The 24634-nt window shown below is 45.9% G+C and carries 29 protein-coding genes; 4 read left to right on the top strand and 25 right to left on the bottom strand.

The genetic code is table 11. From position 1 onward, the window contains the following. Nucleotides 1–14: 14 nt before the first annotated feature. The 25 genes from argJ to HGO97_RS05880 all read right to left on the bottom strand — a co-directional run bounded on the left by argJ (nucleotide 15) and on the right by HGO97_RS05880 (nucleotide 21586). On the bottom strand, nucleotides 15–1238 hold the full coding sequence (gene argJ / locus HGO97_RS06000; RefSeq protein ID WP_216240308.1) for a bifunctional glutamate N-acetyltransferase/amino-acid acetyltransferase ArgJ: 1224 nt from the start codon (nucleotides 1236–1238) through the stop codon (nucleotides 15–17). 60 nt (nucleotides 1239–1298) lie between these two features. Further along, on the bottom strand, nucleotides 1299–1745 hold the full coding sequence (locus HGO97_RS05995; RefSeq protein WP_216240306.1) for a GNAT family N-acetyltransferase: 447 nt from the start codon (nucleotides 1743–1745) through the stop codon (nucleotides 1299–1301). Nucleotides 1746–1784: 39 nt separating this feature from the next. Continuing rightward, nucleotides 1785–2825 (bottom strand): N-acetyl-gamma-glutamyl-phosphate reductase, encoded by a 1041-nt coding sequence (gene argC, locus HGO97_RS05990; protein WP_216240304.1) that lies wholly within the window; start codon nucleotides 2823–2825, stop codon nucleotides 1785–1787. A gap of 204 nt (nucleotides 2826–3029) precedes the next feature. Then, nucleotides 3030–4277: a glutamate-5-semialdehyde dehydrogenase gene (locus tag HGO97_RS05985; protein ID WP_216240302.1), complete on the bottom strand. Its 1248-nt coding sequence runs from the start codon at nucleotides 4275–4277 to the stop codon at nucleotides 3030–3032. Continuing rightward, the gene (proB, locus tag HGO97_RS05980; protein WP_216240589.1) at nucleotides 4246–5232 is read right to left on the bottom strand and encodes a glutamate 5-kinase; all 987 of its coding nucleotides are present in this window, start codon (nucleotides 5230–5232) and stop codon (nucleotides 4246–4248) included. The genes HGO97_RS05985 and proB overlap by 32 nt, the downstream gene beginning before the upstream one ends. A gap of 217 nt (nucleotides 5233–5449) precedes the next feature. Then, nucleotides 5450–5653, bottom strand: a complete 204-nt coding sequence (locus HGO97_RS05975) for a hypothetical protein (protein WP_216240300.1) — start codon at nucleotides 5651–5653, stop codon at nucleotides 5450–5452. A gap of 161 nt (nucleotides 5654–5814) precedes the next feature. Next, complete coding sequence (locus HGO97_RS05970; protein WP_216240298.1) at nucleotides 5815–6270, bottom strand: GyrI-like domain-containing protein; 456 nt, start codon at nucleotides 6268–6270, stop codon at nucleotides 5815–5817. 63 nt (nucleotides 6271–6333) lie between these two features. Beyond that, nucleotides 6334–7242 (bottom strand): helix-turn-helix transcriptional regulator, encoded by a 909-nt coding sequence (locus tag HGO97_RS05965; RefSeq protein WP_216240296.1) that lies wholly within the window; start codon nucleotides 7240–7242, stop codon nucleotides 6334–6336. An 89-nt stretch (nucleotides 7243–7331) separates the two neighbouring features. Beyond that, entirely contained in the window at nucleotides 7332–8408 is a 1077-nt protein-coding gene (locus tag HGO97_RS05960) for a helix-turn-helix domain-containing protein (protein ID WP_216240294.1), read from the bottom strand. A gap of 174 nt (nucleotides 8409–8582) precedes the next feature. Further along, the gene (locus tag HGO97_RS05955; RefSeq protein ID WP_246597326.1) at nucleotides 8583–9188 is read right to left on the bottom strand and encodes a pentapeptide repeat-containing protein; all 606 of its coding nucleotides are present in this window, start codon (nucleotides 9186–9188) and stop codon (nucleotides 8583–8585) included. A 23-nt stretch (nucleotides 9189–9211) separates the two neighbouring features. Next, nucleotides 9212–9946 (bottom strand): class I SAM-dependent methyltransferase, encoded by a 735-nt coding sequence (locus HGO97_RS05950; protein WP_216240292.1) that lies wholly within the window; start codon nucleotides 9944–9946, stop codon nucleotides 9212–9214. 21 nt (nucleotides 9947–9967) lie between these two features. After that, the gene (locus tag HGO97_RS05945) at nucleotides 9968–11146 is read right to left on the bottom strand and encodes an iron-containing alcohol dehydrogenase (protein ID WP_216240290.1); all 1179 of its coding nucleotides are present in this window, start codon (nucleotides 11144–11146) and stop codon (nucleotides 9968–9970) included. 95 nt (nucleotides 11147–11241) lie between these two features. After that, nucleotides 11242–11766 (bottom strand): cysteine hydrolase family protein, encoded by a 525-nt coding sequence (locus HGO97_RS05940; protein ID WP_216240288.1) that lies wholly within the window; start codon nucleotides 11764–11766, stop codon nucleotides 11242–11244. An 18-nt stretch (nucleotides 11767–11784) separates the two neighbouring features. After that, nucleotides 11785–12837, bottom strand: coding sequence for a hypothetical protein (locus tag HGO97_RS05935; protein WP_216240286.1), 1053 nt, complete (start codon nucleotides 12835–12837; stop codon nucleotides 11785–11787). A gap of 26 nt (nucleotides 12838–12863) precedes the next feature. Beyond that, entirely contained in the window at nucleotides 12864–13397 is a 534-nt protein-coding gene (gene lepB, locus HGO97_RS05930; protein WP_216240284.1) for a signal peptidase I, read from the bottom strand. An 8-nt stretch (nucleotides 13398–13405) separates the two neighbouring features. Beyond that, nucleotides 13406–14437 (bottom strand): threonine aldolase family protein, encoded by a 1032-nt coding sequence (locus tag HGO97_RS05925; RefSeq protein WP_216240282.1) that lies wholly within the window; start codon nucleotides 14435–14437, stop codon nucleotides 13406–13408. A gap of 144 nt (nucleotides 14438–14581) precedes the next feature. Continuing rightward, complete coding sequence (locus tag HGO97_RS05920) at nucleotides 14582–15349, bottom strand: ABC transporter permease (protein WP_216240280.1); 768 nt, start codon at nucleotides 15347–15349, stop codon at nucleotides 14582–14584. Then, nucleotides 15346–16263 carry an ABC transporter ATP-binding protein gene (locus HGO97_RS05915; protein WP_216240278.1) on the bottom strand — a complete coding sequence of 306 codons (918 nt, stop codon included), beginning with the start codon at nucleotides 16261–16263 and terminating at the stop codon, nucleotides 15346–15348. The genes HGO97_RS05920 and HGO97_RS05915 overlap by 4 nt, the downstream gene beginning before the upstream one ends. Further along, nucleotides 16260–16472, bottom strand: a complete 213-nt coding sequence (locus tag HGO97_RS05910; RefSeq protein ID WP_216240276.1) for a PLDc N-terminal domain-containing protein — start codon at nucleotides 16470–16472, stop codon at nucleotides 16260–16262. Before HGO97_RS05910 ends, HGO97_RS05915 begins: the two co-directional genes overlap by 4 nt. 49 nt (nucleotides 16473–16521) lie before the next feature. Then, nucleotides 16522–17502: a transcriptional regulator gene (locus HGO97_RS05905; RefSeq protein ID WP_216240273.1), complete on the bottom strand. Its 981-nt coding sequence runs from the start codon at nucleotides 17500–17502 to the stop codon at nucleotides 16522–16524. A 46-nt stretch (nucleotides 17503–17548) separates the two neighbouring features. Next, complete coding sequence (locus tag HGO97_RS05900; protein WP_154410947.1) at nucleotides 17549–19126, bottom strand: recombinase family protein; 1578 nt, start codon at nucleotides 19124–19126, stop codon at nucleotides 17549–17551. A gap of 144 nt (nucleotides 19127–19270) precedes the next feature. Then, nucleotides 19271–19465 (bottom strand): hypothetical protein, encoded by a 195-nt coding sequence (locus HGO97_RS05895; protein WP_002334813.1) that lies wholly within the window; start codon nucleotides 19463–19465, stop codon nucleotides 19271–19273. Between the two features lie 72 nt (nucleotides 19466–19537). Next, nucleotides 19538–20482, bottom strand: a complete 945-nt coding sequence (gene mobV, locus HGO97_RS05890; RefSeq protein ID WP_002334814.1) for a MobV family relaxase — start codon at nucleotides 20480–20482, stop codon at nucleotides 19538–19540. Between the two features lie 183 nt (nucleotides 20483–20665). Further along, the gene (locus HGO97_RS05885) at nucleotides 20666–21061 is read right to left on the bottom strand and encodes a replication initiator protein A (RefSeq protein ID WP_002588752.1); all 396 of its coding nucleotides are present in this window, start codon (nucleotides 21059–21061) and stop codon (nucleotides 20666–20668) included. Nucleotides 21062–21172: 111 nt separating this feature from the next. Then, a complete protein-coding gene (locus HGO97_RS05880) occupies nucleotides 21173–21586 on the bottom strand; it encodes a cysteine-rich VLP domain-containing protein (RefSeq protein ID WP_002588751.1) in 414 nt (137 codons plus the stop codon). Nucleotides 21587–21924: 338 nt separating this feature from the next. Here HGO97_RS05880 and HGO97_RS05875 point away from each other — a divergent pair, with 338 nt between their 5' ends. The 4 genes from HGO97_RS05875 to HGO97_RS05860 all read left to right on the top strand — a co-directional run. Then, nucleotides 21925–22722, top strand: coding sequence for a helix-turn-helix domain-containing protein (locus tag HGO97_RS05875; RefSeq protein ID WP_168866356.1), 798 nt, complete (start codon nucleotides 21925–21927; stop codon nucleotides 22720–22722). 24 nt (nucleotides 22723–22746) lie between these two features. Further along, the gene (locus HGO97_RS05870; RefSeq protein ID WP_002578723.1) at nucleotides 22747–23517 is read left to right on the top strand and encodes a nucleoside phosphorylase; all 771 of its coding nucleotides are present in this window, start codon (nucleotides 22747–22749) and stop codon (nucleotides 23515–23517) included. 24 nt (nucleotides 23518–23541) lie between these two features. Next, a complete protein-coding gene (locus HGO97_RS05865) occupies nucleotides 23542–24318 on the top strand; it encodes an ANT(9) family aminoglycoside nucleotidyltransferase (protein WP_002578722.1) in 777 nt (258 codons plus the stop codon). Nucleotides 24319–24517: 199 nt separating this feature from the next. After that, nucleotides 24518–24634, top strand: a 117-nt coding sequence (locus HGO97_RS05860; protein ID WP_216240587.1) for an AAA family ATPase, incomplete at its 3' end; no start/stop codon positions are given.

The following is a 24634-nucleotide window of genomic DNA, read 5'->3' as shown; positions in this document are numbered from 1 at the left end:
TATGCCCTCATTATTTAACTACGGTAATCCGCATTGATATCGATGTATCCGTGTGTCAGATCACAGCCCCATGCAGTTGCTTTTTCAGATCCTTCCTTGATATCTGCGACCGCCTTTACTTCCGGCTGTGAAAGGATCTCTGTCGCCTTTTCCTCACTATAAGCTACTGCTGTACCATTTTCACAGATTTGAATTTTCCCGGCTTTACTTTCAAAGAATAAATCTACTTTCTCCGGGTCGAACTCTGCCCCTGAATATCCCATGGCGCACAGAATACGTCCCCAGTTGGCATCGTGTCCTGCAATAGCAGTCTTCGTCAAATTGGAGCAGACGATTGATTTTGCAATGATCTTTGCCTGTTCCTTCGTAGATGCTCCCATGACTTGAACCTCGAAGAGTGCGGTCGCACCTTCCCCATCCCCTGCGATTTTCTTTGCAAGGTATTCATTCACTACATGAAGAGCCTCGGCAAACTTCTTATAATCTTCTGTATCATATTTAATCTTCTCATTCTTTGCCATACCGTTCGCTAAAAGCAGTACCGTATCATTGGTAGAGGTATCTCCGTCTACGGAAATCATATTATATGTATCGTTGACATCCTCGCTCAGTGCTGCCTGAAGAGCCTTCTTAGAGATGGCAGCATCCGTCGTAATAAAGGAAAGCATAGTACACATATTCGGATGAATCATACCAGACCCCTTTGCCATTCCTCCGATGGTCACTGTTCTATCTCCCACCTCGATCGTCACGGCGATTTCCTTTTCATAGGTATCCGTCGTCATGATTGCCTTAGCTGCCAGAGTTCCGCTTTCTATGTCTTTGCTCTTCCCTTCTGCCAGCTTCACAATTCCATTTTTCAGCTTCTCGATCGGCATCTGCATTCCAATGACACCCGTAGAACCGACCAGAACCCCTTCTGCATCAATGCCAAGGGCCTTTGCCGCCGCCTCTGCTGTTTCTTTACAATATCCATATCCTTCCTCACCGGTACATGCATTGGCAATTCCTGAATTTACAATGACTGCCTGGGATTTCACACCGCTCTCCACAACATTTCTATCCCATTTTACCGGCGCTGCCTTTACAACATTCGCAGTAAATGTTCCTGCTGTCTTACACGGTTTCTTACTATATATAAGAGCCATGTCCGTGCGGTCTTTATACTTGATTCCTGCTGCTGTTGATGCTGCTTCAAATCCTTTTGCTGCGGTCACTCCGCCTTTGATGATCTTCATTTTGTTCCATCCTTTCTTACTCTGCTTTTCTCTGTTATCTGCTTTTATTCCCGCAAGGTCTTATCCTTCAACGAAAGCGGTTATGTTTTCTTTGTTCAATACGAAATCGTAATAATTCAGGTCAAGTCTCTCTGTCCATCCAATTGTATTCCAGAATGCATTTCCCACATCATTCTTCGTAAATGCAATCAGGGACACCTTACTGATCTCTTCTTTTCTTAAAGCCTCCATCGCCATGACTACCATGGCTTTTCCAATACCTCTTCTTCGGTATGCTTCATCGACGCACACATGATACAGACATCCTCGTCTTCCATCATGCCCGCAGAGGATACTGCCGACGATCTTCCCATCCTCCACTGCAACAACACTTGTCGTGGGATTTCTTTTGAGGAACCGTCTCACTCCTTCCCTGGAATCATCGATACTGCGGATGCCAAAACCTTTAATCTTCATCCACAATGCATATACTCCGTCATAGTCTTCTATTGTCATTATACGTACCATATTTCTCCTCACATTTCCAGTTCACTCTTCTGCCTTTTCTTACGGGAACATCGGTACAAGCTCAAGACCTTCTGTTTCTTTCAATCCGAACATCAGGTTCATATTCTGAACTGCCTGCCCTGCTGCCCCCTTTACCAGATTATCCATTGCTCCCATCATGATAATACGTCCGGTTCGCTCATCAATTTTAAAGTTGATATCCACATAATTGCTGCCTTCCACCCATTTCGTCTCTGGGCACACATCCTTATCCAGTACACGGACAAACTTTTCATCTGCATAATATTTATCATAGATGGCTTTCACTTCTTCATATGTAACCTCTTTGGTCAGCTTTGCATATTCTGTGGCAAGGATTCCTCTGTTCATCGGCACCAGATGGGGCGTAAAATTCAAAAGGACCTTTTCTCCCGCAGCATATCCTAACTGCTCCTCGATCTCAGGGGTATGTCTGTGTGTTGCCACACCGTATGCCTTGATATTTTCATTCACCTCACAGTAAAGGTTCGCAAGCTTAGCTCCCCTTCCTGCACCCGATGTACCAGACTTCGCATCGATGATCAGTGTGCTCATATCGATCAGCCCTTCCTTTGCCAGTGGGTACGCTGTCAGAATCGAACAGGTCGTATAGCATCCCGGATTCGCCACCAGTCTTGCCTTCTTTACGTCCTCCCGGTTGATCTCACAGAGGCCGTAGACAGCTTCCTTAATAAATTCCGGGCTCTTATGCTCAATGCCGTACCATTTTTCATACACAGATACATCTTTTATTCTGAAATCTGCACTCAGATCTATAATCTTAACCTTCGATAAGATCTCCTCATTCACAAGTGATGCACAAAGTCCCTGGGGCGTTGCCGTAAAAATGACATCCACCTGTCCTGCCAGCTCCTCCATATTATCATCCATACAGACCGCATCTACAATCTGGAACATGTTCTGGTAGACCTGTGCGTACTTCTTATCTATATAACTTCTGGAACCATACCAGACGATCTCTGCCTCTTTATGCCCTGTCAGAATTCTCACAAGCTCGCCGCCTGCATAGCCTGTTGATCCAATAATTCCTACCTTAATCATACGTAAAACTTCCTTTCTTTTTCTAATTTATTATCATAAACCTCTTTTCACATGAAGTAAAGTGAATGTCATAGGACTTTGAATAAACATAAATAACACTTGCATAATTATACATCTGTATTGTATATTATGCAAGTGTTATTCAAAACTTTTTTATAATTCCTTTTTCATAATTCTTCTATCCAACTGTGAACAGTTACACATTCAACGAATCTGCCCGTCCCCGAATATGATGTATTTCGTGGTCGTCAATGCTTCCAGCCCCATAGGACCTCTGGCATGAAGCTTCTGAGTACTAATTCCGATCTCTGCTCCGAACCCGAATTCGAACCCATCTGTAAACCGAGTCGAGGCGTTGACATATACGGCCGCCGCGTCGACTTCATCCTGAAACTGCATAGCATTCCTGTAATGCTCAGTAATAATGGATTCGGAATGTCCGGTATTATAGGTATTGATATGGCGGATTGCTTCATTTAGTGAATTCACCACCTTCACCGAAATGACCGCATCCAGATATTCCATTCCCCAGTCTTCCTCTGATGCAGGGATGATTTCTTCACAATATTCACAGGCTGTCTCATCTCCCCGAATTTCCACCCCATGCTTTTTCAGACGGCTGACAATCATAGGGAGGGCCTGCTCTGCCACGCTTACATGGATTACCAGCGATTCACAGGCATTGCATACGCCCATCCTCTGCGTTTTCGCATTTTCGATGATATCCACCGCCATGCTCAGATCAGCATATTCATCTACATAAATGTGGCAATTTCCAGTTCCTGTCTCAATCACTGGCACAGTACTGTTCTGAACAACACTGGAAATCAGCCCTGCGCCACCTCTTGGTATTAGCACATCAATGTAACCATGCAGCTTCATCATCTCATTCACTGCTTCTCTGCTTGTGTCCTCCACATACAGAATCAAGTCCTGCGGAAGCTTTTCCTTGCGCAGCCCTTCTTTTATGGCATGGACAATCGCCTTATTGGAATAGATCGCATCGCTCCCGCCTCTTAAAATCACTGCATTCCCCGTCTTGAAGCAAAGTCCGAACGCATCTGCAGTCACATTGGGCCTGGATTCATAGATGATTCCCACCACCCCCAATGGAACTCTTTTTTTCCCGATTCGCAGTCCGTTCGGCCTCGTTTTCATAGATAAGACCTCTCCGATCGGGTCGTCCAGGGCTGCAATCTGGCGCAGCCCTTCTGCCATATCAAGGATTCGCTGCTCACTCAGACGCAGACGGTCAATCAGTGACGCTTTCATTCCATGCTCTTTTGCGGCTGTAAGATCCTTTTCGTTTTCGTTAAGAATCGACTCCGTCTTCTGGCATAATTCATCTGCCACTGACAGAAGCACCCGATTCTTCTCATTTGTTGCAAGCTTTCCTGCGAACCTTGATGCCTCCTTTGCCCTACTGCCCAATATTTCCATATAACTGCCCATAATGCCCTCCTATCATATCAATTGCGAGTTCCATATGATTCATTTCCTGATTCTTAATTTGACTGTTTTCTCCCTTCTTCTGCCTCTTCGCCTGTCTCCGGTACATGGCACGCTGAGGTGCGAGTTCATTCTCCAACGCTTCCCCGTGCTCTCTGGACAAAAAGAGAGTTCCTACCTTCTTTCCTGCCATAATGTCGTTGATGGAATAAATATTGTTGCCGTTCGCAATAATCATATCCGCACCGCACGCTGTAGCGATTTTAGCCGCTTCAATCTTGGTCGACATACCACCTGTCCCCAAATCATTGGAAGCTCCTTTTGCCATCTGTTCCAAGTTTTCATCAATTTCGACAACGGTATGGATAAATCTCGCGTTCGGATTCTTCTTTGGGTCGTCCGTATACAGCCCTTCGATATCCGACATCAGAATCAAAAGGTCCGCATTTACAAGGTTTGCCACATAAGCGGCCAGAGTGTCGTTGTCACCAAAATTACCGTAGGAAAGTTCATCTACAGATATGGCATCATTTTCATTCACGATCGGAACCACATTCATGCGGAACAGTTCATCAAATGTCTGTCTGGCATTCTTCCTGCACTCTTCATTGGTAATCGATTCCTTGGTCAGAAGCACCTGTGCCGTCAATTGGCTGTATTCATTAAATAATTTTTCATAAATCATCATCAGACGCCCCTGACCGACTGCTGCACATGCCTGCTTTGCCGCTTCTGTCTCCGGCCTTTCAGCAAGACCCAGGACATTTCTTCCGATTCCGACCGCCCCGGAGGACACAACAATGACTTCTCTGCCCTTATTGCGAAGATTAATCAGAATTCTTACAAACTTTTCCAGCTTATCTAAGTTGATATTTCCAGTTTCATCATAAGTGATTGTCGTGGTACCTACTTTAATTACAATTCTTTTCTTACTTCCTAAAATTTCTTTTCTATCCATCATTCTCTGCCATCCCTTTCTATTCTCTGTGCCATGTCCTTTCGCTTTTGAAAGAAAAAAAGAGCCGGATATGATTCCGCCTCTTCTTTTATGCCGCCTTCCCCGACCTCTGCAGCCATCACAGAATCCAGAAAAGCAAAAAGGATAGAAGCATATTGCTACACTTCCATCCTTTGTATTTTATCCATACAAGACATTCAGCACAACGATATCCTCTTTACTGCCAATATTCATTTTTATACTCTGCGCATACCCCAAAGGGACTGGGAACGCACGGCATAAAAACAACACTGTCAGCAAACGGCAGAGTCTGATCAAACTGATTCATGATGTCAAAACTGTAAAATTTCACTTCCATCACTGCAACTCCATTCATTCGTGTGGTCATCTGGTTTCCATTAGTTGCTTTTATTTTACCCACATTTTATGATTTGTCAAGCAATTTCCGTCATTTTTTCAGTCCGCAAAAACTAGACGACAGTCTAATTGAACTCGAGTCTATTGCTGTAATTACGCTATTTTCAATATATACGATAAAATTCTTTATTTCTTAAAAGCTTCAGATTTTCATTTCACTTTTTCTTACTTCACGCCAATATACAAATGGATCTCTGCCTCATCCATCTCACTATCTTGATACTCTTCGAAATCACATACAAAGGTACGTTCAAGATCCATCTTCCAGAGCTCCTGCCAAAATTCTGAAACGGCTGTCTGTACATTCCCTTTCACAATAAATTTTGCATAATTTCCCTCTGGTATTGTAAAAAGCGTCACGTCCTGGGGCATATCTCCTGTCCCATCGATTTCACAGGCAACAGAGATGTCATAATCCGCTTTTTCATCGCCCGCATATCCAGAATATACACCAAGAGCCTTACCAGTCACTTTCCCAGGGATCTGACCGTAGATATCCTCCTGATAAAAACGCTGCCACAATCCCCCGATCACCATGCCCATATCCGGTGAAAAATTATTGGTCCTTGCACGCAAGCCCGCAGCCTTCTTTTCCTGTAACTTTACTAATTCGTATTCCATGTGATATAACCTTCCCTTCTTGTGATAAATCAAGGTTACCACACGAAACACGACATCTATATGTCATGATTTGTATTTTTTCTGCATCCGCTTTAACATCTGTTCCAACTCTTTTCTCAGATCAGATGGCTCCAACAGCTCTGCATGATCTCCGAAACTCAACATCCAGCCAAATACACTCTCCTTATCCATGAATCCAAACTGAAAAAGAAGCTTCCCATCCTCCATCTTCTGAAAACTATCAATCCCGTACTCCTCAATCAGCCTCCATTTCATTTCTGGCTCAAAGAGCGCTTTTACATCAATCATAGCCGGAAAAATCTCCTCATTTTGAATCCTGAACTCGGGCAGCTGCCGGGGCGTAAATATCTCCCCTGTCCCCTTTATCTCGGGCATCCTGTTCAGCTTGAACATCCGGTAGTCCTGTCTGGACAGGCAGTATCCCCATACGTACCAAGACGCCCATTGGAAAACAAGAAGATACGGCTCCAGGGTCCTTATACTCTCACCACCTGGTGCATAATAAGAAAAAGAAAGCAATTCGTTTCTGTCAATTGCTCTCTGAATCAGTTCGATCTTAGGCGCTAATGAATTTTTGTACCAGGAGGACAGATCGATTACGATATGTTGATTGGACGTCAGCACTGAAGAATTCTCCAAGGAGAGCTTATCCATAAGCTGCTGATAACGGTTGCTGCCTGAAACACTGTCCAAGCTCCGAAGACCTGCCAGGATTGCCCGCATATCCGCGGATGTCAGCAAGGTCTTATCCATCCGGTAACCATCCATAATCGAGATTCCGCCTCCTGCCCCCTGGGTCGTCACTAAAGGGATTCCTGCCTTACACAGCACCTCGATATCCCGGTTGATCGTCCTTCTCGACACCTCAAACTTTTCGGCCAGATAAGGTGCAGTCACCTTTTCCTGCTGAAGCAATATCGATAGAATTCCTATTAAACGATCAATCTTCATCTGACTGTCCTCCTTGTCCCGCGGACATTCTCAGTCCACTTTGCTGCTCACTTGCAAACACAGACTACTTTACAGCCCTCTGTGCTCACCTAATGAATACTGCTTTCATATCTCTTTACAATTCTTAGGAATTCCTCATCCTCTCTTAAGAATTCCATGTCCTCATCTGTCTTTAACCCTTCCACGATCTTCTGGGTAAAGGCCTGCCAATACTCTCCACGCCCTATGCTTTCCTTTTTCTCGCCAATATGTTCATACAGCCTGGATTCACCCGGCTGCCATCCTTTTTCCAAGGAAGGCAGCATTTTCTTTAAGGCTCCAATCGTCCCATGCTTGTCCCGCTTTGAGACAGCCAGTTGGAACTGGGCCACCCCGGCAGAATATTCCCACATTTCATATAACTGAATGGTCTGAACTGCTTTTTCAGTAAAATATCCGGCATCCTCTATCCGCTTTTCCTTGACTGCAATCTCCATCAAACTCAACAGATTGGAATAAATATCGTTGACAGATTCCAGGATTTCCGTTTCCTTGAGACGTACTGCCTCATCATAGCGCCCCGTCCGAACATATAACTGAGCCTGCATCTGCCTTTTATTCTTCCAGGATGGGTCCGGCAGAAGCTCGATCCGCTCCTGTGCCCCATCGTAGTCTTCCCGGTTCATGCACTTCGCTGCCAGCAGTGCATTGGCCTGTATGCGTACGGACTCCTCCTTGCTCTTAGCCGCCCGCTCATATAATACTTCCAGTTCTTCCAAATACTTCTGTTTCTTCTCCTCGTCTATCCCCTCTGCAAATATCTGGAGTCCCCCCTCCAGAGTTCCTGCCACGTTAAACAAAAGTGCTCCACTGCCTGGATACTCACGGACCTTCTCCATTCCCATCTCATATGCCTTCTCAAACCCATCTTTCATTAAGATCTCTGAAATCTGGCTGCACCACAAAGCGATTTCCTCATTCGTAAGCTCTTCCTGAAAAGACAAAAGAGTATTCAAATCTGTCTCTAGCAGCCTTGCCAGTGCAGGCAGGATCGTAATGTCTGGACAACTGATTCCACGCTCCCATTTATTGAATGCAGAAGCTGTAACCCCAAGACGCACTGCCGCCTGCTCCTGCGTCAGCTCCAATGACTTTCTCTTTTCTCTGATAATTTCATGAATCCGCATGATGCATCCTCCTTTTCTGTTCGAAACAAGCGTGCTGAGACTATCATATCGCCTCTATTCTTCACTTATTTCGTGCATTTCATGTTCCATAATGAGCATATCAGATTCCTAACTTCCTGCACAACGGAGTCTCATTCATATTCAGGCCGCAAAATATGAGCATCCAGCACATTCCTACACAATCGTCACACCGAGCAGTTTTGCAATCTCCGCCGCCTGGAACATGTTGATTTTCATACCGGCCACTTCACGATATGTATCTGATACCATGATACTTTCGATCACACTGTCTGTAAAATCCATTCCCCTTAAAGAAGTTCTGAAAAAATCCACTTTCGTGAAATCTGACTTTTCAAATTTCGTCTTCTTAAGCCTTACCTCTGAAAAGAATGCTTCCCGAAAGCTGCACATCTCTGCTTTGCTTCCCTCAAAAAGACTTCCTCCAAAATTTGCAAGATCAAGCTGGCTCTCTGACAAGACCATATTTTTAAATACTGCCTTATCAAACCTGCTGCCATTTCCCTTGCATTCTGTAATCCTGCAATTTTTCCAATAACTACCACTAAAACTACAGTTGGAAAAATCACATTTCTCCAACTGTGTCTGATAGAAACCTGCACCTGTAAAATCGCAATCCACAAATCGGCATCGCTCGAATCTGACCGACACGAACTCTACCTTATGTGCCATACTGCCCGTTATCACTTCATCCCTGAACTCTCTGGATTCAATTGGCATCTCATCCAGCAACGCGAGTCTTATCTCTTCTTCTAACATCATTTATGCCTCTCTATTCAAGTATATTATTCCGGTTTTACCGCTGACACAAGAAGCATCATCGGTCTGCGCATTTCATCTTTCATCCCCGGAATATCCATCATATGTTCCGGCGGCATCGGTTCTACAATCTGCTCAATCTGAAGACCGCAGTTCAACAGGGTATTCAAATAGGTCGTCAGTGTCCTATGGTATTTGGTCACCTTTTCCCCAAGGAAAACTGCCTCACGTTCCCCTTCATAATAGTAATTGTCAACCGGGAAATGCAAGATTTCTCCTGCTTCATTATAATACCAGTCCTGTGTTCCATAAGCAGTAAATACCGGGTGCTCCACGGAGAATACAAATCTTCCGCCCGGCTTTAGCCATCGACTGATATTGAAAGCCAGCTCTTTATAATCCTTCACATAATGAAGTGCAAGTGAGCTTAGGACCACATCAAAGCTTCCCTCTGCACACTCTATGTCTTCCATCGCGGCTTTCTTAAACTCGATATTAGGGAACTCATTTTTTTCCCGTGCAGTATCCAGCATTTTTTCAGAAATATCGGTTCCCAGTACATACGCTGCCCCATGCTCTGCTGCATAAAAGCAATGCCAGCCATACCCACAGCCAAGATCCAGCACTTTTTTTCCTTCAAAATCAGGCATCAGTTTCTGCATCTCATGCCATTCCCCTGCACCGTCCAGGCCTTCCTTGGAACGGCTCATCTGACTGTATTTTTCAAAAAATACAGAATCATCATATTTATTTTCTTTCATAAATCATATCTTCCTCTTCCTTTATCTTGCATCCATATAAATTCTGCGCATATCCTCCCTATCCAGCATCTTGACGCATCCAATCGTGCGTTTTCCGAAAAAGCTGCATTTTTCTGCCAACTCTGCAATCTGTTCATCACTCGGTGAAATCCCAAGTTCCTTCATCGTAATCGGCATCTTTACGGACTGGAAGAACACTTCCATAGCCTCAATTCCTTTTTGCGCTGTCTGCATCACATCTTCGCTTTCCTCTACACCCATCACATGGACAGCAAACTGTGCAAAACGCTCCGGGCGTGCTTCCACGACGTATCTCGCCCAGCTCCCCCACACTGCCGCCAGTCCTGCACCATGAGCCACATCAAACATACCGCCCAGTTCATGCTCCAGTTGATGGGTCGCCCAGTCTCCACCATCTGTACCACAGCCTGTCAACCCGTTATGGGAGAGACTTCCTGCCCACATCACCTCTGCCCTGGCCTCATAATTTTCAGGGTCGGCAAGCAGTATTTTGGCATTCTTCATCACCGTACGAATCAAGTGCTCACTGATTCCATCGGTCAGCTCCATATTCTCCGTATGGTTCAGATAGCGCTCCATGGTATGCATCATGATATCCACACAGCCGCTCATCGTCTGATACTCCGGCAGTGTCATGGTCAGCTCTGGATTCATCACCGCGAACTTTGGACGGCAGTAATTACTGCTGTACCCCCTCTTGATCCAGCCCTCCTCCTTTGTAATAACAGAGGAGTCACTCATCTCAGAACCAGCCGCCGCAATCGTAAGGATGACACCAATGGGCAGACATGCCTGTGCCGTCCTTTTCTTCTCATAAAAATCCCACACATCCCCTTCATTCGTCACACCATATCCGATAGCCTTAGCAGAATCGATTACACTGCCCCCGCCTACCGCAAGGATAAAGTCTACCTCTTCCTTCTTACAAAGCTCAATCCCCTCATACACAAGAGACAAACGTGGATTCGGAACAACACCGCCCAAGGAAATATAAGCAATCCCCGCCGTTTCTAACGACCGGAAGATTCGGTCAAGCAGGCCGCTTTTCTTTACGCTTCCACTTCCATAATGGACCAGCACCTTTTTACAGCCATACTCCTTAACCAGCTCCCCAGCCTCTTCTTCTGTTCCCTTTCCAAAAATCACCTTGGTCGGTGTATAATACTGAAATTGATTCATCTGAAATCCTCCTTTTCACTATCTATTCATAATCATATCATAATGCCTTCTGGCATTTTCTATCTGTTCGGCCAGTCTCATTTCCTGCAGCCTGATTATTCGTTTATAATCTCAATCTGGCATACCTTCATTGCTTCCAAAGCCTGTTTATGTGTCTCTGGGGTCACCCCGGCACAGCAGGATGCATCCACAATAATCGGTACTTCAGGCAGGTAAGCTTTCAGCAGCAGGGCATTGGAAATCACACAGATGTCCGTACAGACACCGATCAAAGTGATACTTTCAATCGGTTCCTCATATGTGTGATATGCTTTTAGGACCTGTCCCAGTCCCAGGCTTCCAAAAGTCGGCTTATCGATGGGGCCCTCTTTGAGCCAGGGTGAGATCTCTGGATGAATCTGCCAGCCTGACGTTTTTCTGACACAGTGGACAACAGGAAGCTTCTTCCCTTCCTGTGTCTCCATATAATTCTCTTCATGAGTATCCCTGGTTGACAGAACCCTGCCGTTAAAACTTTTTATTTTCTCTATGACTCTTGGCACAATCGCTTGTGCTTCCTTTGTTCCTAATGCTCCGTCAATAAAATCTGTCTGCATATCAACTACCACTAATATCTTCATAACTGCCTCCTATCTCTTCTATGATATGGGGATCTGTATTATCTCTTCTTCTCGTACCATATATTCCAATCCGGTCATACAAAACACACCTTTTGCATCTTCTCCGCTCAAAAACGGCCTCGAAAAACAAGAGGTCAGCACACCACCATGTCGTGGTTTTTTGTCCTCTTTACAGCCAGCCCAAAAAATAGCCGTAGGTCCTGCCTGGCCGCCTATGACTGCCGCCGTACCCACACCCGTTCTCCGGCCTTTGTCACGCTTTGTAAAAGAAATCGAACTGTCAAACATTAACCGGTCTCCTGGAGGCAGTCCCGGCACAAGCTCTGCTGTCCCTATCACATAAGAAAGCTCCATGCCTGAAATTGTATGATTCCAAACCTCTGTATCATATAGGAAGACCTGATGACGTTCTCCCGTGACTGGATGAACGAAGGACAGGCAGGCTTCTTCGCCCGGATTTACCTCTGCCTCCAGATTAAGGACCTCTGTCCTGCACTGCTTCCTTGTCCTGATCTGCATCGCATGCAATGTTTTCTTTCCCCAGGCTTTTGGGGTGTTTACCTGAATTCTCTGACAGCCAAAGGAAAGACCTTCTTTTAGATATTCTGGATAAGCCTCTGTAAGCTCACAAAGTTGATGCTCCTCCATCACATTTTGATACCCAGGGATATGCCACCTGCCGCTTGTACAGATCTGTTTGATCTCTTTTGTACCATTCAGTCTAATGTCTGCAATATCCACATTTTGGTATGGATTCTCCTGCTCCACCTTCTGTATCTGCACCTCTGATAATTCGGACACCGTTTTTTCCCAATCCCGGTACTTATCATAGTATGCTTTTATCTGGATCTCATCCATAATCGTTAAGAGATCGAACACGATTCCTTCTTCAAAATGATAAATAGCTGGTATCACGCGTTCTTTTCCGCCCGCCATAAATCTTGCATGAACCATCTGAATGGTATCACAAGGTTGTCCCTCCCCGCATCCCCATAGGGAACTGTCAAAATATACCTGCATCTCTTCCTCACTATTCTGGTGCACAAACGCGATGATACTTTGTGTTCTCATCTCATGGCATCATATTAGTACGCAATTTAAAAGAATCCTTTTATCTCCGGGAAATATTCGAATTCTGCTTTCCCGATGATTTCATCCTTTTCTACGTATTTATTTACCCAGAACCGGGAATCCCAGGAATTATTCCGATTATCTCCCATCATGAAGTAGGAATTCCTCGGCACCTTATAAGGTCCAAAATCCTGCTTGAATTTGATTTTGATATATGGTTCTTCCAATGGCTTTCCATCGATATAAATCACTCCATCCTCACCCTCAATGGTCTCTCCCGGTAGGGCGAGGATTCGCTTCATATATTCCGTCTTCGGCTCATCTGGACAATAAAAGGTCACAATATCCCCGCGTTCCGGCTCATGGAACAGATAAGCCTGCCGGCTCACCAATACTCTGCTTCCGGTCATGACCGTATCTTCCATAGACCCGGAAGTCACCTGTGCATTTACGACTAAGGTCTTACTGATAAATATGCCGACCGCTGCTGCAACAATTATAATCTTCAGCCAATCTGACAGCTCACGCCACACATGGCTGGTTGTCTCCTCTTTTTTCATATCATCCTCTATCCTAAAATATCATCGACAAGTTTCTGCACATTCTCTCTGCTCGTAGCCCAGCTTGTACAGATGCGGACGGCACTGTGTGTCTCATCCACACGTTCCTGATAACAGAAGCTGTACTCTTTCTGTAGTTCTTCCAGCTTGTCATCGGGCAAGATCACAAAAATCTGGTTGGTCGGGCTTTCCACTAAAAATGGGTATCCGGCCTTCCTGCAGGCACTGCGGATATCTTCAGCCAGCTCATTAGCATGCCTTGAAATTTCAAAGTAAAGCCCATCCTCCAGAAGCGCCTGAAACTGTACTCCCAAAAGACGTCCTTTCGCAAGCATGCCGCCTTTTTGCTTAATCATGTATCGGAAATCCTCCTTGAGTGCCGGATGGGAAATCACGACTGCCTCACCGAACAATGCACCGACCTTCGTTCCTCCAATATAAAACACATCACACAGCTTTGCGATTGCCTCCAGATCCAGATCGTTTTCCCTGGAAGTCAGTCCATAACCAAGCCTTGCGCCATCCATAAACAGATACAGTCCCCTCGTTCTGCACACCTGTGAAAGCGCCTCCAGCTCTGCTTTGCTGTAGATGGTTCCCAATTCAGTCGGATTGGAGATATACACCATCTTCGGCTGGACTTCATGCTCGAAGCTGTCATTCTCAATATGACTTAGATAAGCGTGTTCCACCTGTTCAGCCGAAATCTTTCCATCCACAGCCGGCAGTGCGATTACCTTATGCCCGGTAGATTCCACCGCACCAGTCTCATGTACATTGATATGACCCGTATCCGCTGACAGAACTCCCTGATAAGACTTTAAAGCCGCAGCGATCACCGTCATATTTGCCTGGGTACCTCCTACCAGAAACTGCACCATCAAACTGTCATCCCTGCAGAGCCCCCGAATCACATTCCTGGCCTGCTCACAATATTCATCTTCCCCATAGCCGATCGTCTGGTCCATATTTGTCATGCACAGCCGTTCCATGACCTTCTCGTGAGCACCCTCATTATAATCGCAATTAAAATAAATCATCTTCGTTTTCCTCCTGATGTCATAGTCGTAATCTGATTATACTACTGATAAAAGAAGTTTTCCATCACTTTTAAAAACGGAGCGCAAAGGGGGCTGGCCCCTTTACGCTCCGTTTTTAGAATATCCTCATTTTATTAATTTTCTCTACAATTTCTTTTTATGAAAAACTGCACAAGCCGCGACCACACATCCCACCGTACAGGCTCCTGCTACAATCATCGGTTTCACCAGGCTCCCTGCCTCCAACTGTCCCTGCAGTAAAGGTGTTCCTCCTGCTGCCAATTGGATGGGATTATACTTCTCCACCTTTGGTATCATATTCAAAAGGAACTGTGCTACGACTGCTAATCCTGTAAAGAGCAGCGTGCCATAGGAGGTTCGAACAAGTACTCCCCCTAGAATCGTGACGGCTACTAGAAAAACTCCAAAAAACCATAATGCAAAGGCCGCCTCTGTAAGTCCAGGTGTATTGACGGTTTTCCTCCAATAAAACCAGGTATATGCATATGCAGTACCAAAGCATACCAGATATGCCCCTGTCCATAAAAGGACTGCCGCTGTGAACTTGGAAAGTATCACAGTCCGTCTCGGCAGGCCTTTGGTCAGAATATTGACCAGCGTGCCTCTTGAATACTCCCCTGCCATCATCCCACTCATCACAATAACAATTACAAACAGACCGATCTGTGAAATGTTCTTTTCAAACTGCATCCAGGAATCTAACGCTGTTGGATCAGCGATTGTAATCTGCATTCCTTCCGGCATGAAGCTGGTCAAGAGTTCCGGCATGAACTTTGCTGCAAGCGGGCTCATGATTCCAAACAAGAGAAATACCAATCCGATGATCAGCAGCTTATATGTCCTTGTAAATTCCGTCAATTCCTTTGCTGTATATGCTGTATATGCTCTCATTGTATTGCCTCCATAAATAATCCTTCCAGGGATGGTTCCAGTATTTCCAGACGGGACGGCATCAGTCTTGTCTCGTTCAGCCCGCGGATCAATTCGGCCTCTGCCTGCTCGATGTCCTTCGCATGGATGATGACCTGACATCCCTCTAGTTTGGCCCGGGACAATAAGTTTTGAAAGATTGGTTCTTCTACGAATTGTTTTAAGAGTTCCTTTCTTGGAAACTCCAGCAGAAGACTATCTTTCTTATGTTTCTCCTTCATCTCTTCCAATGTTCCTTCCATGACCGACTTACCGTCATTCAGGACCGCCACCCGGTCGCAGATACGTTCTACATCGGACAGCACATGCGTGGAAAAAATTACAGTTGTCTTCTCCCTGACCTGTTCCATGATCTCCAGCACTTCCCGGCGCCCCACCGGGTCGAGTGCAGAAGTCGGTTCATCACAGATCAAAAGCTTTGGCTCGTGGAACAATGCCTGTGCGATTCCCAGACGCTGCTTCATACCTCTGGAATAACCACCTATCCGCTTTTTAACGCCCTTTAGGCCGACCAATTCCAGCAGTTCTCCGCTCATTCTCCGTATCTCTTTTTCGCTCATTCCTGTAATACGACCGCACAGCCGGAGGTATTCTACTGCACTCATATAGCTGTAAAATTCAGGCACATCCGGCAGATAACCGATAAAGCGGTTGGTCTTTGTCTGACCATACACCGCCCTTTCACCACAAACCCGTATTTCACCAGCATCTGCCTTAAGAAGCCCTAATACGATCTTCATGGTAGTCGTTTTTCCTGCACCATTTTTTCCAAGGAAACCAAAAACGGAATGCTCAGGCACATGGATAGTCAGACCGTCCAGAACCTGATGGGAGCCAAATTTTTTCTTCAAGCCTTCTATTTCAAGTATGTTCATTCCTCTTCCCCTCTTCCAAATACAAAGTAAACAACCGGCCCGATGATCTGGATAAATACGACGACCAGAATCCAGACGACCTTATTGCCGAATCTGTAATTTGGATGCCGAAGAACATGAATCAGAGCCGTCAGCATCAGAACCAATTCAATAATCAATACTGGAATAAATACCGGTAAATATTTCAAAAACAAATCTACATTATGCATAATCCAAACCTCCCATAAATCCTTCATTATACTCTATTTTCTAAAATGCTTATTTCCCACAATGTTCCTCCAAACGTTTCACAAGATGGTGGAAATGCGGATACTCTTTGAGACACTCAAAGGCCGGATTTCCTACAACAGACTGTAAAATACTCTGCTTCACGCTCTCCTCACTTCTCGGTGCTTCCTTGCCCAATGCCAGTTCTGCCAGCCAATCATCTACCTTGTCAAAATAATGGTCGCCATGCAGCTTAAGCGGCAGCTCTTCTGTTACCGCACACTCCACATACCGTTCTATAAGTCTGACAGCCTCCTCTGGCTTTTGTGCAATGCAGTCATATCGGGCAAATGTCAGATAAATCTGAGCTGCCACATTAAAGTGCAATTGTTCCACCTGAAATAATTCCATCAGATCCAGCGTCCGCCTGATGATTTCCTCCGTTTTTTCTGAAGCCTCCTCTTCCCACGATACATACACCGCTGTATCCCCGATCAAACTCAAGAGATGCTGATACATGGCGACCTGAAGTGTGGCCTTTGCCTCCTCCTCATTTCCCTTCATCTGATAGGCCATCGCCTGAAGCTCCTGGTCCTGTGGAATCGCCTGTACCTGTTCCCCCAGCATATCCAATATTTCCTCTGGCTTGTGCATCATCAGACAGCAGTTTCCTTTCAGCATCATAGCCTCTTTTATTAGGCGGATATCATTCCCATTTTCAATCACACAATCCAGTAATTGAGTCACTTCCTCTAAGACCTCTTGTGGGTTAGGTGCCAACTGGAAATGATTGAGAAGCAGCACTGCCATCTGTAAAAGGAGCGGAAAACAGGCATGGTACTTCTTAATATACTCATCGCATTCTGCCTTTACCGTCTCATAAGGTTCACTGCTAAATCTCCTGGCAAGCTCGTGATACAACTTTCTAATATCTTCCTTCATCATCTGCGGCTCATATCCTAACAGTTCATCCACGGAAAGATTAAAGTATGCCGCCAGTATCGGCAGCAGTGTAATATCTGGATAACTCAATCCCGTTTCCCTTAGTTAAAGATATTGTTGGGTATCTCAAGATGTGTCATTCGATTTTGCCGATAAAGCGGTAGAAGATTTCCACTTCCTGTTCCCGGCTTCCGTCCTCACTTTTGACCGCTTCATGGACAAGGATTTTTTCAATCAGCGTATTCAGAAGTTCAGCCGTCAATTCTGTGGGATTGACATACTGTTTCATCAGACCTATCCACTTTTCAGCGTCAACCGCTGTCTGGGCGGCGGTCTCCATCGCTTCGTGAAGCCGTTCAATTTTTACGTCCAATTCTCGCTGTTCGCCCTGATACTTTTCGGACAGCATATTGAAATTGTATTCTGTAATGCGTCCGGCAGACCAGTCCTCATACATTTTTGCAAACAGGGTGTCTACTTCTGCTTTGCGCTTTTCCGCCTTTTTCAGTTCGGCTGTCTGCCGCTTCCTTGCAGTATTGCGTTCCTTGTCGCTGGCGTTAAGTAGCCGTTTCAGAAGTTTGTCCCCATCCTGCTGTGCCAGCACAGACCAGTATTGCAGACGGGAAAGGACATAGGCGTAAAGCACATCATAGCGGATATAGTGCATGGAACACTGGTGCAATCCTTGCCCGTACTTGCTACAATGGTAGTGGGCATAGGGATTTTTGTTCTGGCTGTTCATACCATAGGCCAGCGACCAGCCGCAGTCCGCACATTTTACCAGCCCGGAAAATATCTGTGTTGTGCCGTTCTTCTGCCGTCTGCGCCTGTTGCAAATCTGCTCCTGTACTTGACGGAACACATCTTCGGAAATAATCGCTTCGTGGGTGTTCTCCACACGATACCATTCCTCTTTTGGCTTGCGTACTTTCTTCTTGTTTTTGAATGAAATGTTGGTCTGCTTATTGTGGACGCTGTGTCCGATATAGGTTTCCTCTTTCAGAATACTTTTCACCTGCGCTATCGTCCACGCATAGGCTTTTTCCTCCGGCGCTCCGGCATAGATATTTGCGAAAGTGCCGTATCTCTGGAAATTCAGCCAGCCGGGAGTAGGTACTTTTTCTTCGACCAAAATCCGTGTAATGCTGGCGGCTCCCCGGCCATGAACGGCAAGGTCAAAAATCTTTTCGATAATCCACCTTGTTTCCGGGTCAATCAGAAGATGGCCTTTCTTATCTGGGTCTTTGACATAGCCAAGCGGAGCATAGGCTCCATAGTGTGCGCCATTTGCGAACCGTGTCCGCATGGCCGCCTTTACCTTTTTGCTGGTCTGGCGGGCGTGCATTTCATTCAGAATGTTGAGGAATGGGGCAAGCTCATTCTCTCCGTTGATGGTGTCCACATTGTCATTGACAGCGATATAGCGGACGCCTTTGCTGGGAAAGTAGATTTCCGTGTACTGGCCGGTCAGAATGTAGTTTCTGCCTAAGCGGGATAAATCCTTCGTAACAACGCAGTTGATTTTCCCGTCCTCAATGTCATCAATCATTCTCTGAAAATCCGGCCTGTCAAAGTTCGTTCCAGACCATCCATCGTCGATATATTCATCTATGACATTCAGGCCATGCTCGGCGGCATATTGCCGGAGCATCATGCGTTGTGTCTGAATACTCCCGCTTTCTCCTTGCAGTTCATCGTCCCGGCTCAATCTCATATAAAGCGCCGTGTTGTAAATCGTAGTATTGTAAGGTTGTTTCACCGTAAAAATCCTCCTTCTAAAGAAACAACCCACGCTTACAATACTTTTGCTCTATGGCAATTATATCATAAGCGTGGGCGTGTTATCAATGATGGGCTATCAGGTTGAAGCGGCTTTTTCTGCGGTATGCCGCACCACATCTACAATCAGATCACCGAGGGGCTTCCCGCCTGCGGCGAAGTGTTCGGAGATTTTTATACGGTTGTTCCCACATACAAAATACTGCGTGCCGTTCTCTGCTTGTATAACCTGCCCTGTTCGGGGTGTAAAAATATCGCTTTCACTTTTTGCCATCCAGTGTCCTCCATATTCAGTTTTCAAGGTACAATGCCGCACAGAGGCGGCGAAAATTTCTGCTTATATCTATCACCTTTCCTTTACCGTGTGCCGCTGCTGACGTTTCAGTTCCGCCAGTATATCCGGCGGGATACGGTCAACCAGCCGCTGTAAATTGTCCAGTTCGCTTTTCAGCTTTGCCCGTTCCATCGTATCTTTCATCTTTCCTTTTTCGCTGGCCTTTGCCCTTGCTTCCAACTTCTCATTCTCCGCCAGCAGGTCATTGATTGTGACCTTGTACTTTTTCAACTGCCCGGAGAAATTCTCCATCTGCGGGAACCACTTTTTCAGCATGGAGAGGGCTTCCTCTTTTTTCTTTCCGGCGTTCAGCGGGTTAATGCCGTCCAGTGTGGCTTCAATGGCTCTTGCCTGCCGGGAGAGGGAAACCGCCTGTTTGAAAAGCCGGGTGGGGATATGCTTCCGGCCTGTCCTGCTGGCGCTCTCCCCACGCTCCAAGTCAGGATATTTCTCCACCATATAGGCGTGAAAATCGTCCTGCCACTTCGTCAGGTTTGCCCGGTTGCCGATAATCTCCTTTGCACACAGGCGGTTGTCCTTTGTCAGCGGAACAAAGGTCAAATGCAGGTGGGGCGTTTTCTCGTCCATGTGTACCACCGCCGACACGATATTTTCCCGTCCTACCCGGCCAATGAGGAAGTCCGCCGCCCTCTGGAAAAACGCCTGTATCTCCTTTGGGGATTTCCCCTTGAAAAACTCCGGGCTGGCAGTTACCAGCGTATCGACAAACCGTGTGCTGTCCTTGCGGGTTCGGCACCCGGCCTGTTCAATGCGGTTTTGAATGAAATGATAGTACCTGCCCTCTGGCTTGACGATATGAAAGTTGTACTTGCTCCGGCTTGTGTCAATGTCGGGGTTGCTGGCGTATTGTTCTTTCTGTCTTTCGTGATGGGCTTCCAGCGGCCTTGCCGGGTTGCCCTTGTGCTTCTCAAACCGCAAAATTGCGTGTTGTGCCATTCTGCTCCTTTCCCCATTCCTTTCCTATCCGGGGTTTTCCACAGGGAAAATCCCGCAGAAATTAGCTCGGATAGGATTGGAATGGATAGAATATAAATAAATCTTTTTAATCTTTGTATTTCTATATACCGTCCGGTTTTCGTACTTCCGGGGAGTGATTTCCTCACTTCATAAGTACGGTTTTCAGCCCTCCGGCGTACCAGAACCGGATTTCTTGAAGTCGGTGTTTGGAACCGCTTCATAGGATTTTGGGAAAATGCGGTTGGGTTTTCCACAGCCCTGCTTCTGGATCTCCACCAGCCCGGCGTATTGCAGTTCCCGCAGGGTGTTTACCGCTTTCTGCCGCCCACAGTGGAGCAGGTCAACCACCTCGCAGATGGGATAGTACAGATAAATCCGTCCGCAATCATCCGCCCACCCATTCTTGCGGGATAACTCTGTCCGGCGCAGGATAAAGGCGTACAGAACCTTTGCCTCGTTGGACAAGGGCTTGAATGTGGGGGCTTCAAAGAGGAAATTCGGGAGCCGGGTGAAGCTGAACGCCTTTTCCGGCTGATGGATATAGATGGTATTTGTCATAGTGCGTTTTGTGGACGGTTAGAAGCCCGTTTTCCGGGGCGGGCGATACTTTATACCACCAGCCCCGGTTTGGGGCTTGCGAAGCCTGATAAATCAAGGCTTTTTTCGCTCCTAACTGTCCACAGCAGACCTCCTTTTCCGTTCACTTTCTGTTTTCTGCCGCCTGTGAACTCTGGCGGCACAGCCGGGGCAGTATTTTGCCCGGTTGGATTTGGGGACGAACACACCGCCGCAGACCTCACAGCGTTTCAAGTCCTTATCCCGGAAAATCTCCGCTTCCAGCGTCCCGTCCAGCGGCAAGACCGCCCAGCGGAACCACTTACAGCAGACCGAGAAAGAAATCGTCTGCGGACAGGTGCAGGTGTCCCCATCGTCAAGGACAATGCAGTTGCCGTCCTCACAGCAACAGCACTCCCGGCGTATCAGGCTGGCCGCCTGTTTTCTCTGCGCCGGGGTCATGCGGTAAAGGGAACCGTCCGGCCTGCGTTCCAGCGGCGGCAAGTCTTTATAGGGGTTATCTCTCATGCGTTCCCTCCATTTTGCTTTCCGTTGCCGTTCTCCCCGAAAAGGTTTCCTGCCCCATTCCTGCGGCGTGTTCCGGCGTTGGCACGCTCCTCGCAACTTCGGGACATTTTGTCCCGAAGTCCGACTCCTTGCGGTGCTTCCCCAGCCGGGGTATTCCTTTTCGGACGGTCATTCTGTTTTCAAGGTGCCGTCCATCGATGAACTACCCTAAGTCTACACGAAAAAAATGCAATTCCCGGAATATTGCGAGAATTGCATTTTGATGAAGTTTACACTTTGGACATTGCATTTTTGCAATCATTCTGTATAATGGAAGTATGCGGAGGAGGTGCGTATCTATGGCTTTACCCGGAACGCCCGGACAGCGGATTTCCGATTTATGCAACGGGAACCACATCACACAAAAGGAACTTGCGGAGAAGATAGGCGTTTCCGCTTCCCAGTTGAGCCGCATTGTCAGCGGCGAAACAAGAACGGTCAGCAGTGATATTCTCATAGGTGTGGCAAAGGAATTTAAGGTATCGACAGACTACATACTGGGCTTGTCTACCGTGAGCGTTCGTAAAAGCTACGATATTTCTGAATTAGGCTTGTCCGAGGGAGCCGTGAGGGGGCTTGTGACGGGTGCTGTTGATGTGCAAATCCTCAACCGCCTGTTGGAACACAGGAATTTTCCTAAGCTGATAGATTTGATACGGATTTATTTTCAGGATACGGCGGCAAAGGGCATAACAGCAAGAAACCAGCTTATCGAGATGGCAACGGCTTCCCTGTCCGACCTGATGAAAGAACACCCGGAACACCGGGCAGAAGCGAAGCAGGATTTACAGCTTTTGAACGCCCAAAAGATAGGGGAACATGAAGCGGAGATTGAAAAAATCAAAAATGTGTTCCTGGCTATCCTGCGGGACATTAAGAAAGACATTGACAACGGGGAACAGCCGGGAGAAGCTGTGACCGCCGCTATGTTCCAAGCCATGCGGGACGCACTGGCGGAACAGAAACAAAAACCACTTTCCATTGACGATGTAGCGGCGATGGTTGCCGGACAGATCGGACAGCTTACGCCGATGGATGAAGAAACTGCCGACCTGTTCAAGCAGTTGGCAAAAAAGATGATGAAAGGAATAGAATAATAGCCTGTTATTCGAGATAATAATATGCCATTAGTAAAGCATGACTACCCTGTTTTAGAGTACGATACCGCATCAAAAGCTGTTTTTCAGCCGGGAAATGGGAAAAAATGTTTTCCTGCAAAAGCAGTGTTTGCTTTTTTAGGAGACGAGGTTGAAAATTATGCACATACCCATGATGGAATACAGATAGATGAATTTGAAAGTGCAACAAGACGATATCCTATTTATGAATGTCTTTATAATCAGGAGAAAATATGTCTATGTCCGGCTCCTGTGGGAAGTGCTGCTGCCGTCCAAGTTTTAGAATATTTAATTGCAGGGGGTGTAACAAAGATTATTTCCGTCGGCTCCTGCGGCGTATTGGAAGACATCCCGGAAAATAGATTTTTGATACCTGTTTCTGCATTGAGAGATGAGGGAACATCTTACCATTATCTTCCTCCCTCCCGAGAAGTAGAGATTTCAAAGGCTGGTATAAATGCGATTGAATCTGCTTTAAGCCAAAAGAATATACCATATTGGGAAGTTAAAACATGGACAACAGACGGTTTTTATCGAGAAACAGTAGAAATGGTTCAGTATCGGAAAGAAGAGGGATGTCAAGTAGTAGAAATGGAATGTTCCGCATTGGCGGCGTGTGCAAAATTTAGAAAAGTTACATGGGCTATGCTGCTTTTTTCAGCCGATACTCTTGCAGACCCTCATAAATACCAAGAAAGAGAATGGGGAAAAACAAGTATATCCATAGCCTTAGAATTAGCCTTAGACGCTGTTTTATCAGTTGTTGAGGAGTAAAAATAAATACATATAGGAGTTACAATGAATATAAATGAATTTCCACAACAAGTAAATCAAGTTATTTCAATAGCAGAAACCATATTACAAGGTCAAATATTGGGGATATATTTATATGGTTCAGCAACAATGAATGGGCTGCGTCCAGATAGTGATATAGATATACTGATAATTACTAAACAAGAATTGAGTAATTCAATCAGAGCAGATCTAACAAAGCAATTATTGAAAATTTCTGGCTCCGTAGGCTGTATTGAAAAAAGACCTTTAGAGGTAACTATTATCAATCAATCTGATATTGTTCCGTTGCAATTTCCGCCAAAATGTCAGTATATGTATGGTGAATGGCTAAGGGGAGAGATGGAAGCAGGAGAATATCCGCAAGCCTGCAATGACCCAGATATAATGATTTTATTATGGCAAGCAAGAAAAAATAGCATAACTTTGAAGGGGGCGGAAAGCAAAGAGCTTATTCCCGCTATCCCATTTCACGAAATTAAAAAAGCAATTCGGTTTTCTTTACCTGGTTTGATTTCCAGCTTTAAGGGTGATGAAAGAAATGTGTTATTAACCTTATCACGAATGTGGTTTACTTTAGTAACAGAAGAAATCACGACAAAAGATGTTGCCGCAAAATGGGTAATTTTAAAATTGCCGGAGAGATTCCCCCCCCTGCTAACAACGGCAAAGGAAGCTTATTTGGGAAATTTGTCTGATGAATGGGAGACAGTAGAAAAGGAAGCGATGGCACTTGTAGAATATATGAAAAAACAAATTGAGGAATTACTTAGAACAGAGTAGCAAAGTTAGCGGGGCCAATCAACGGTCAAGATGAACGGCGCATAAATGCGCCGCCGTTGACAGTCCCGCCCGTCTTTGCTGATGGGCAATCAAGGCGGGAAAGCCCTAAAATGGCTTCCCGCCCATTTCAATCTTGAGAGAAGAAACGCTCCAAAACCAGAAAGAGAGCGGTAAATCTGAATTGCGAGGGAGAATGTAGATGAATCAAGGAAGAATTATTGTGATTACAGGTTCGCCGGGAACAGGAAAGACAACAACTGCGTCGATTGTCGCAAAAGAATCGAACATGGATAAATCTGTGCATATGCACACAGAC

The sequence above is a fragment of the Faecalicatena faecalis genome (assembly GCF_012524165.2).
Classification (GTDB): Bacteria; Bacillota; Clostridia; order Lachnospirales; family Lachnospiraceae; genus Faecalicatena_A; species Faecalicatena_A faecalis.
Note: the sequence above shows the minus strand (reverse complement) of the source record. Positions and strands in the feature narration are given on the sequence as shown.

Bases quoted from the DNA above. Each gene is read 5' to 3' on its own strand.
- argJ (WP_216240308.1), bottom strand. From the start codon at position 1,238: ATGAAGATCATCAAAGGCGGAGTGACCGCAGCAAAAGGATTTGAAGCA.
- HGO97_RS05995 (WP_216240306.1), bottom strand. From the start codon at position 1,745: ATGGTACGTATAATGACAATAGAAGACTATGACGGAGTATATGCATTG.
- argC (WP_216240304.1), bottom strand. From the start codon at position 2,825: ATGATTAAGGTAGGAATTATTGGATCAACAGGCTATGCAGGCGGCGAG.
- HGO97_RS05985 (WP_216240302.1), bottom strand. From the start codon at position 4,277: ATGGGCAGTTATATGGAAATATTGGGCAGTAGGGCAAAGGAGGCATCA.
- proB (WP_216240589.1), bottom strand. From the start codon at position 5,232: ATGGATAGAAAAGAAATTTTAGGAAGTAAGAAAAGAATTGTAATTAAA.
- HGO97_RS05970 (WP_216240298.1), bottom strand. From the start codon at position 6,270: ATGGAATACGAATTAGTAAAGTTACAGGAAAAGAAGGCTGCGGGCTTG.
- HGO97_RS05965 (WP_216240296.1), bottom strand. From the start codon at position 7,242: ATGAAGATTGATCGTTTAATAGGAATTCTATCGATATTGCTTCAGCAG.
- HGO97_RS05960 (WP_216240294.1), bottom strand. From the start codon at position 8,408: ATGCGGATTCATGAAATTATCAGAGAAAAGAGAAAGTCATTGGAGCTG.
- HGO97_RS05955 (WP_246597326.1), bottom strand. From the start codon at position 9,188: ATGATGTTAGAAGAAGAGATAAGACTCGCGTTGCTGGATGAGATGCCA.
- HGO97_RS05950 (WP_216240292.1), bottom strand. From the start codon at position 9,946: ATGAAAGAAAATAAATATGATGATTCTGTATTTTTTGAAAAATACAGT.
- HGO97_RS05945 (WP_216240290.1), bottom strand. From the start codon at position 11,146: ATGAATCAATTTCAGTATTATACACCGACCAAGGTGATTTTTGGAAAG.
- HGO97_RS05940 (WP_216240288.1), bottom strand. From the start codon at position 11,766: ATGAAGATATTAGTGGTAGTTGATATGCAGACAGATTTTATTGACGGA.
- HGO97_RS05935 (WP_216240286.1), bottom strand. From the start codon at position 12,837: ATGAGAACACAAAGTATCATCGCGTTTGTGCACCAGAATAGTGAGGAA.
- lepB (WP_216240284.1), bottom strand. From the start codon at position 13,397: ATGAAAAAAGAGGAGACAACCAGCCATGTGTGGCGTGAGCTGTCAGAT.
- HGO97_RS05925 (WP_216240282.1), bottom strand. From the start codon at position 14,437: ATGATTTATTTTAATTGCGATTATAATGAGGGTGCTCACGAGAAGGTC.
- HGO97_RS05920 (WP_216240280.1), bottom strand. From the start codon at position 15,349: ATGAGAGCATATACAGCATATACAGCAAAGGAATTGACGGAATTTACA.
- HGO97_RS05915 (WP_216240278.1), bottom strand. From the start codon at position 16,263: ATGAACATACTTGAAATAGAAGGCTTGAAGAAAAAATTTGGCTCCCAT.
- HGO97_RS05910 (WP_216240276.1), bottom strand. From the start codon at position 16,472: ATGCATAATGTAGATTTGTTTTTGAAATATTTACCGGTATTTATTCCA.
- HGO97_RS05900 (WP_154410947.1), bottom strand. From the start codon at position 19,126: ATGAGATTGAGCCGGGACGATGAACTGCAAGGAGAAAGCGGGAGTATT.
- HGO97_RS05895 (WP_002334813.1), bottom strand. From the start codon at position 19,465: ATGGCAAAAAGTGAAAGCGATATTTTTACACCCCGAACAGGGCAGGTT.
- mobV (WP_002334814.1), bottom strand. From the start codon at position 20,482: ATGGCACAACACGCAATTTTGCGGTTTGAGAAGCACAAGGGCAACCCG.
- HGO97_RS05885 (WP_002588752.1), bottom strand. From the start codon at position 21,061: ATGACAAATACCATCTATATCCATCAGCCGGAAAAGGCGTTCAGCTTC.
- HGO97_RS05880 (WP_002588751.1), bottom strand. From the start codon at position 21,586: ATGAGAGATAACCCCTATAAAGACTTGCCGCCGCTGGAACGCAGGCCG.
- HGO97_RS05875 (WP_168866356.1), top strand. From the start codon at position 21,925: ATGGCTTTACCCGGAACGCCCGGACAGCGGATTTCCGATTTATGCAAC.
- HGO97_RS05870 (WP_002578723.1), top strand. From the start codon at position 22,747: ATGCCATTAGTAAAGCATGACTACCCTGTTTTAGAGTACGATACCGCA.
- HGO97_RS05865 (WP_002578722.1), top strand. From the start codon at position 23,542: ATGAATATAAATGAATTTCCACAACAAGTAAATCAAGTTATTTCAATA.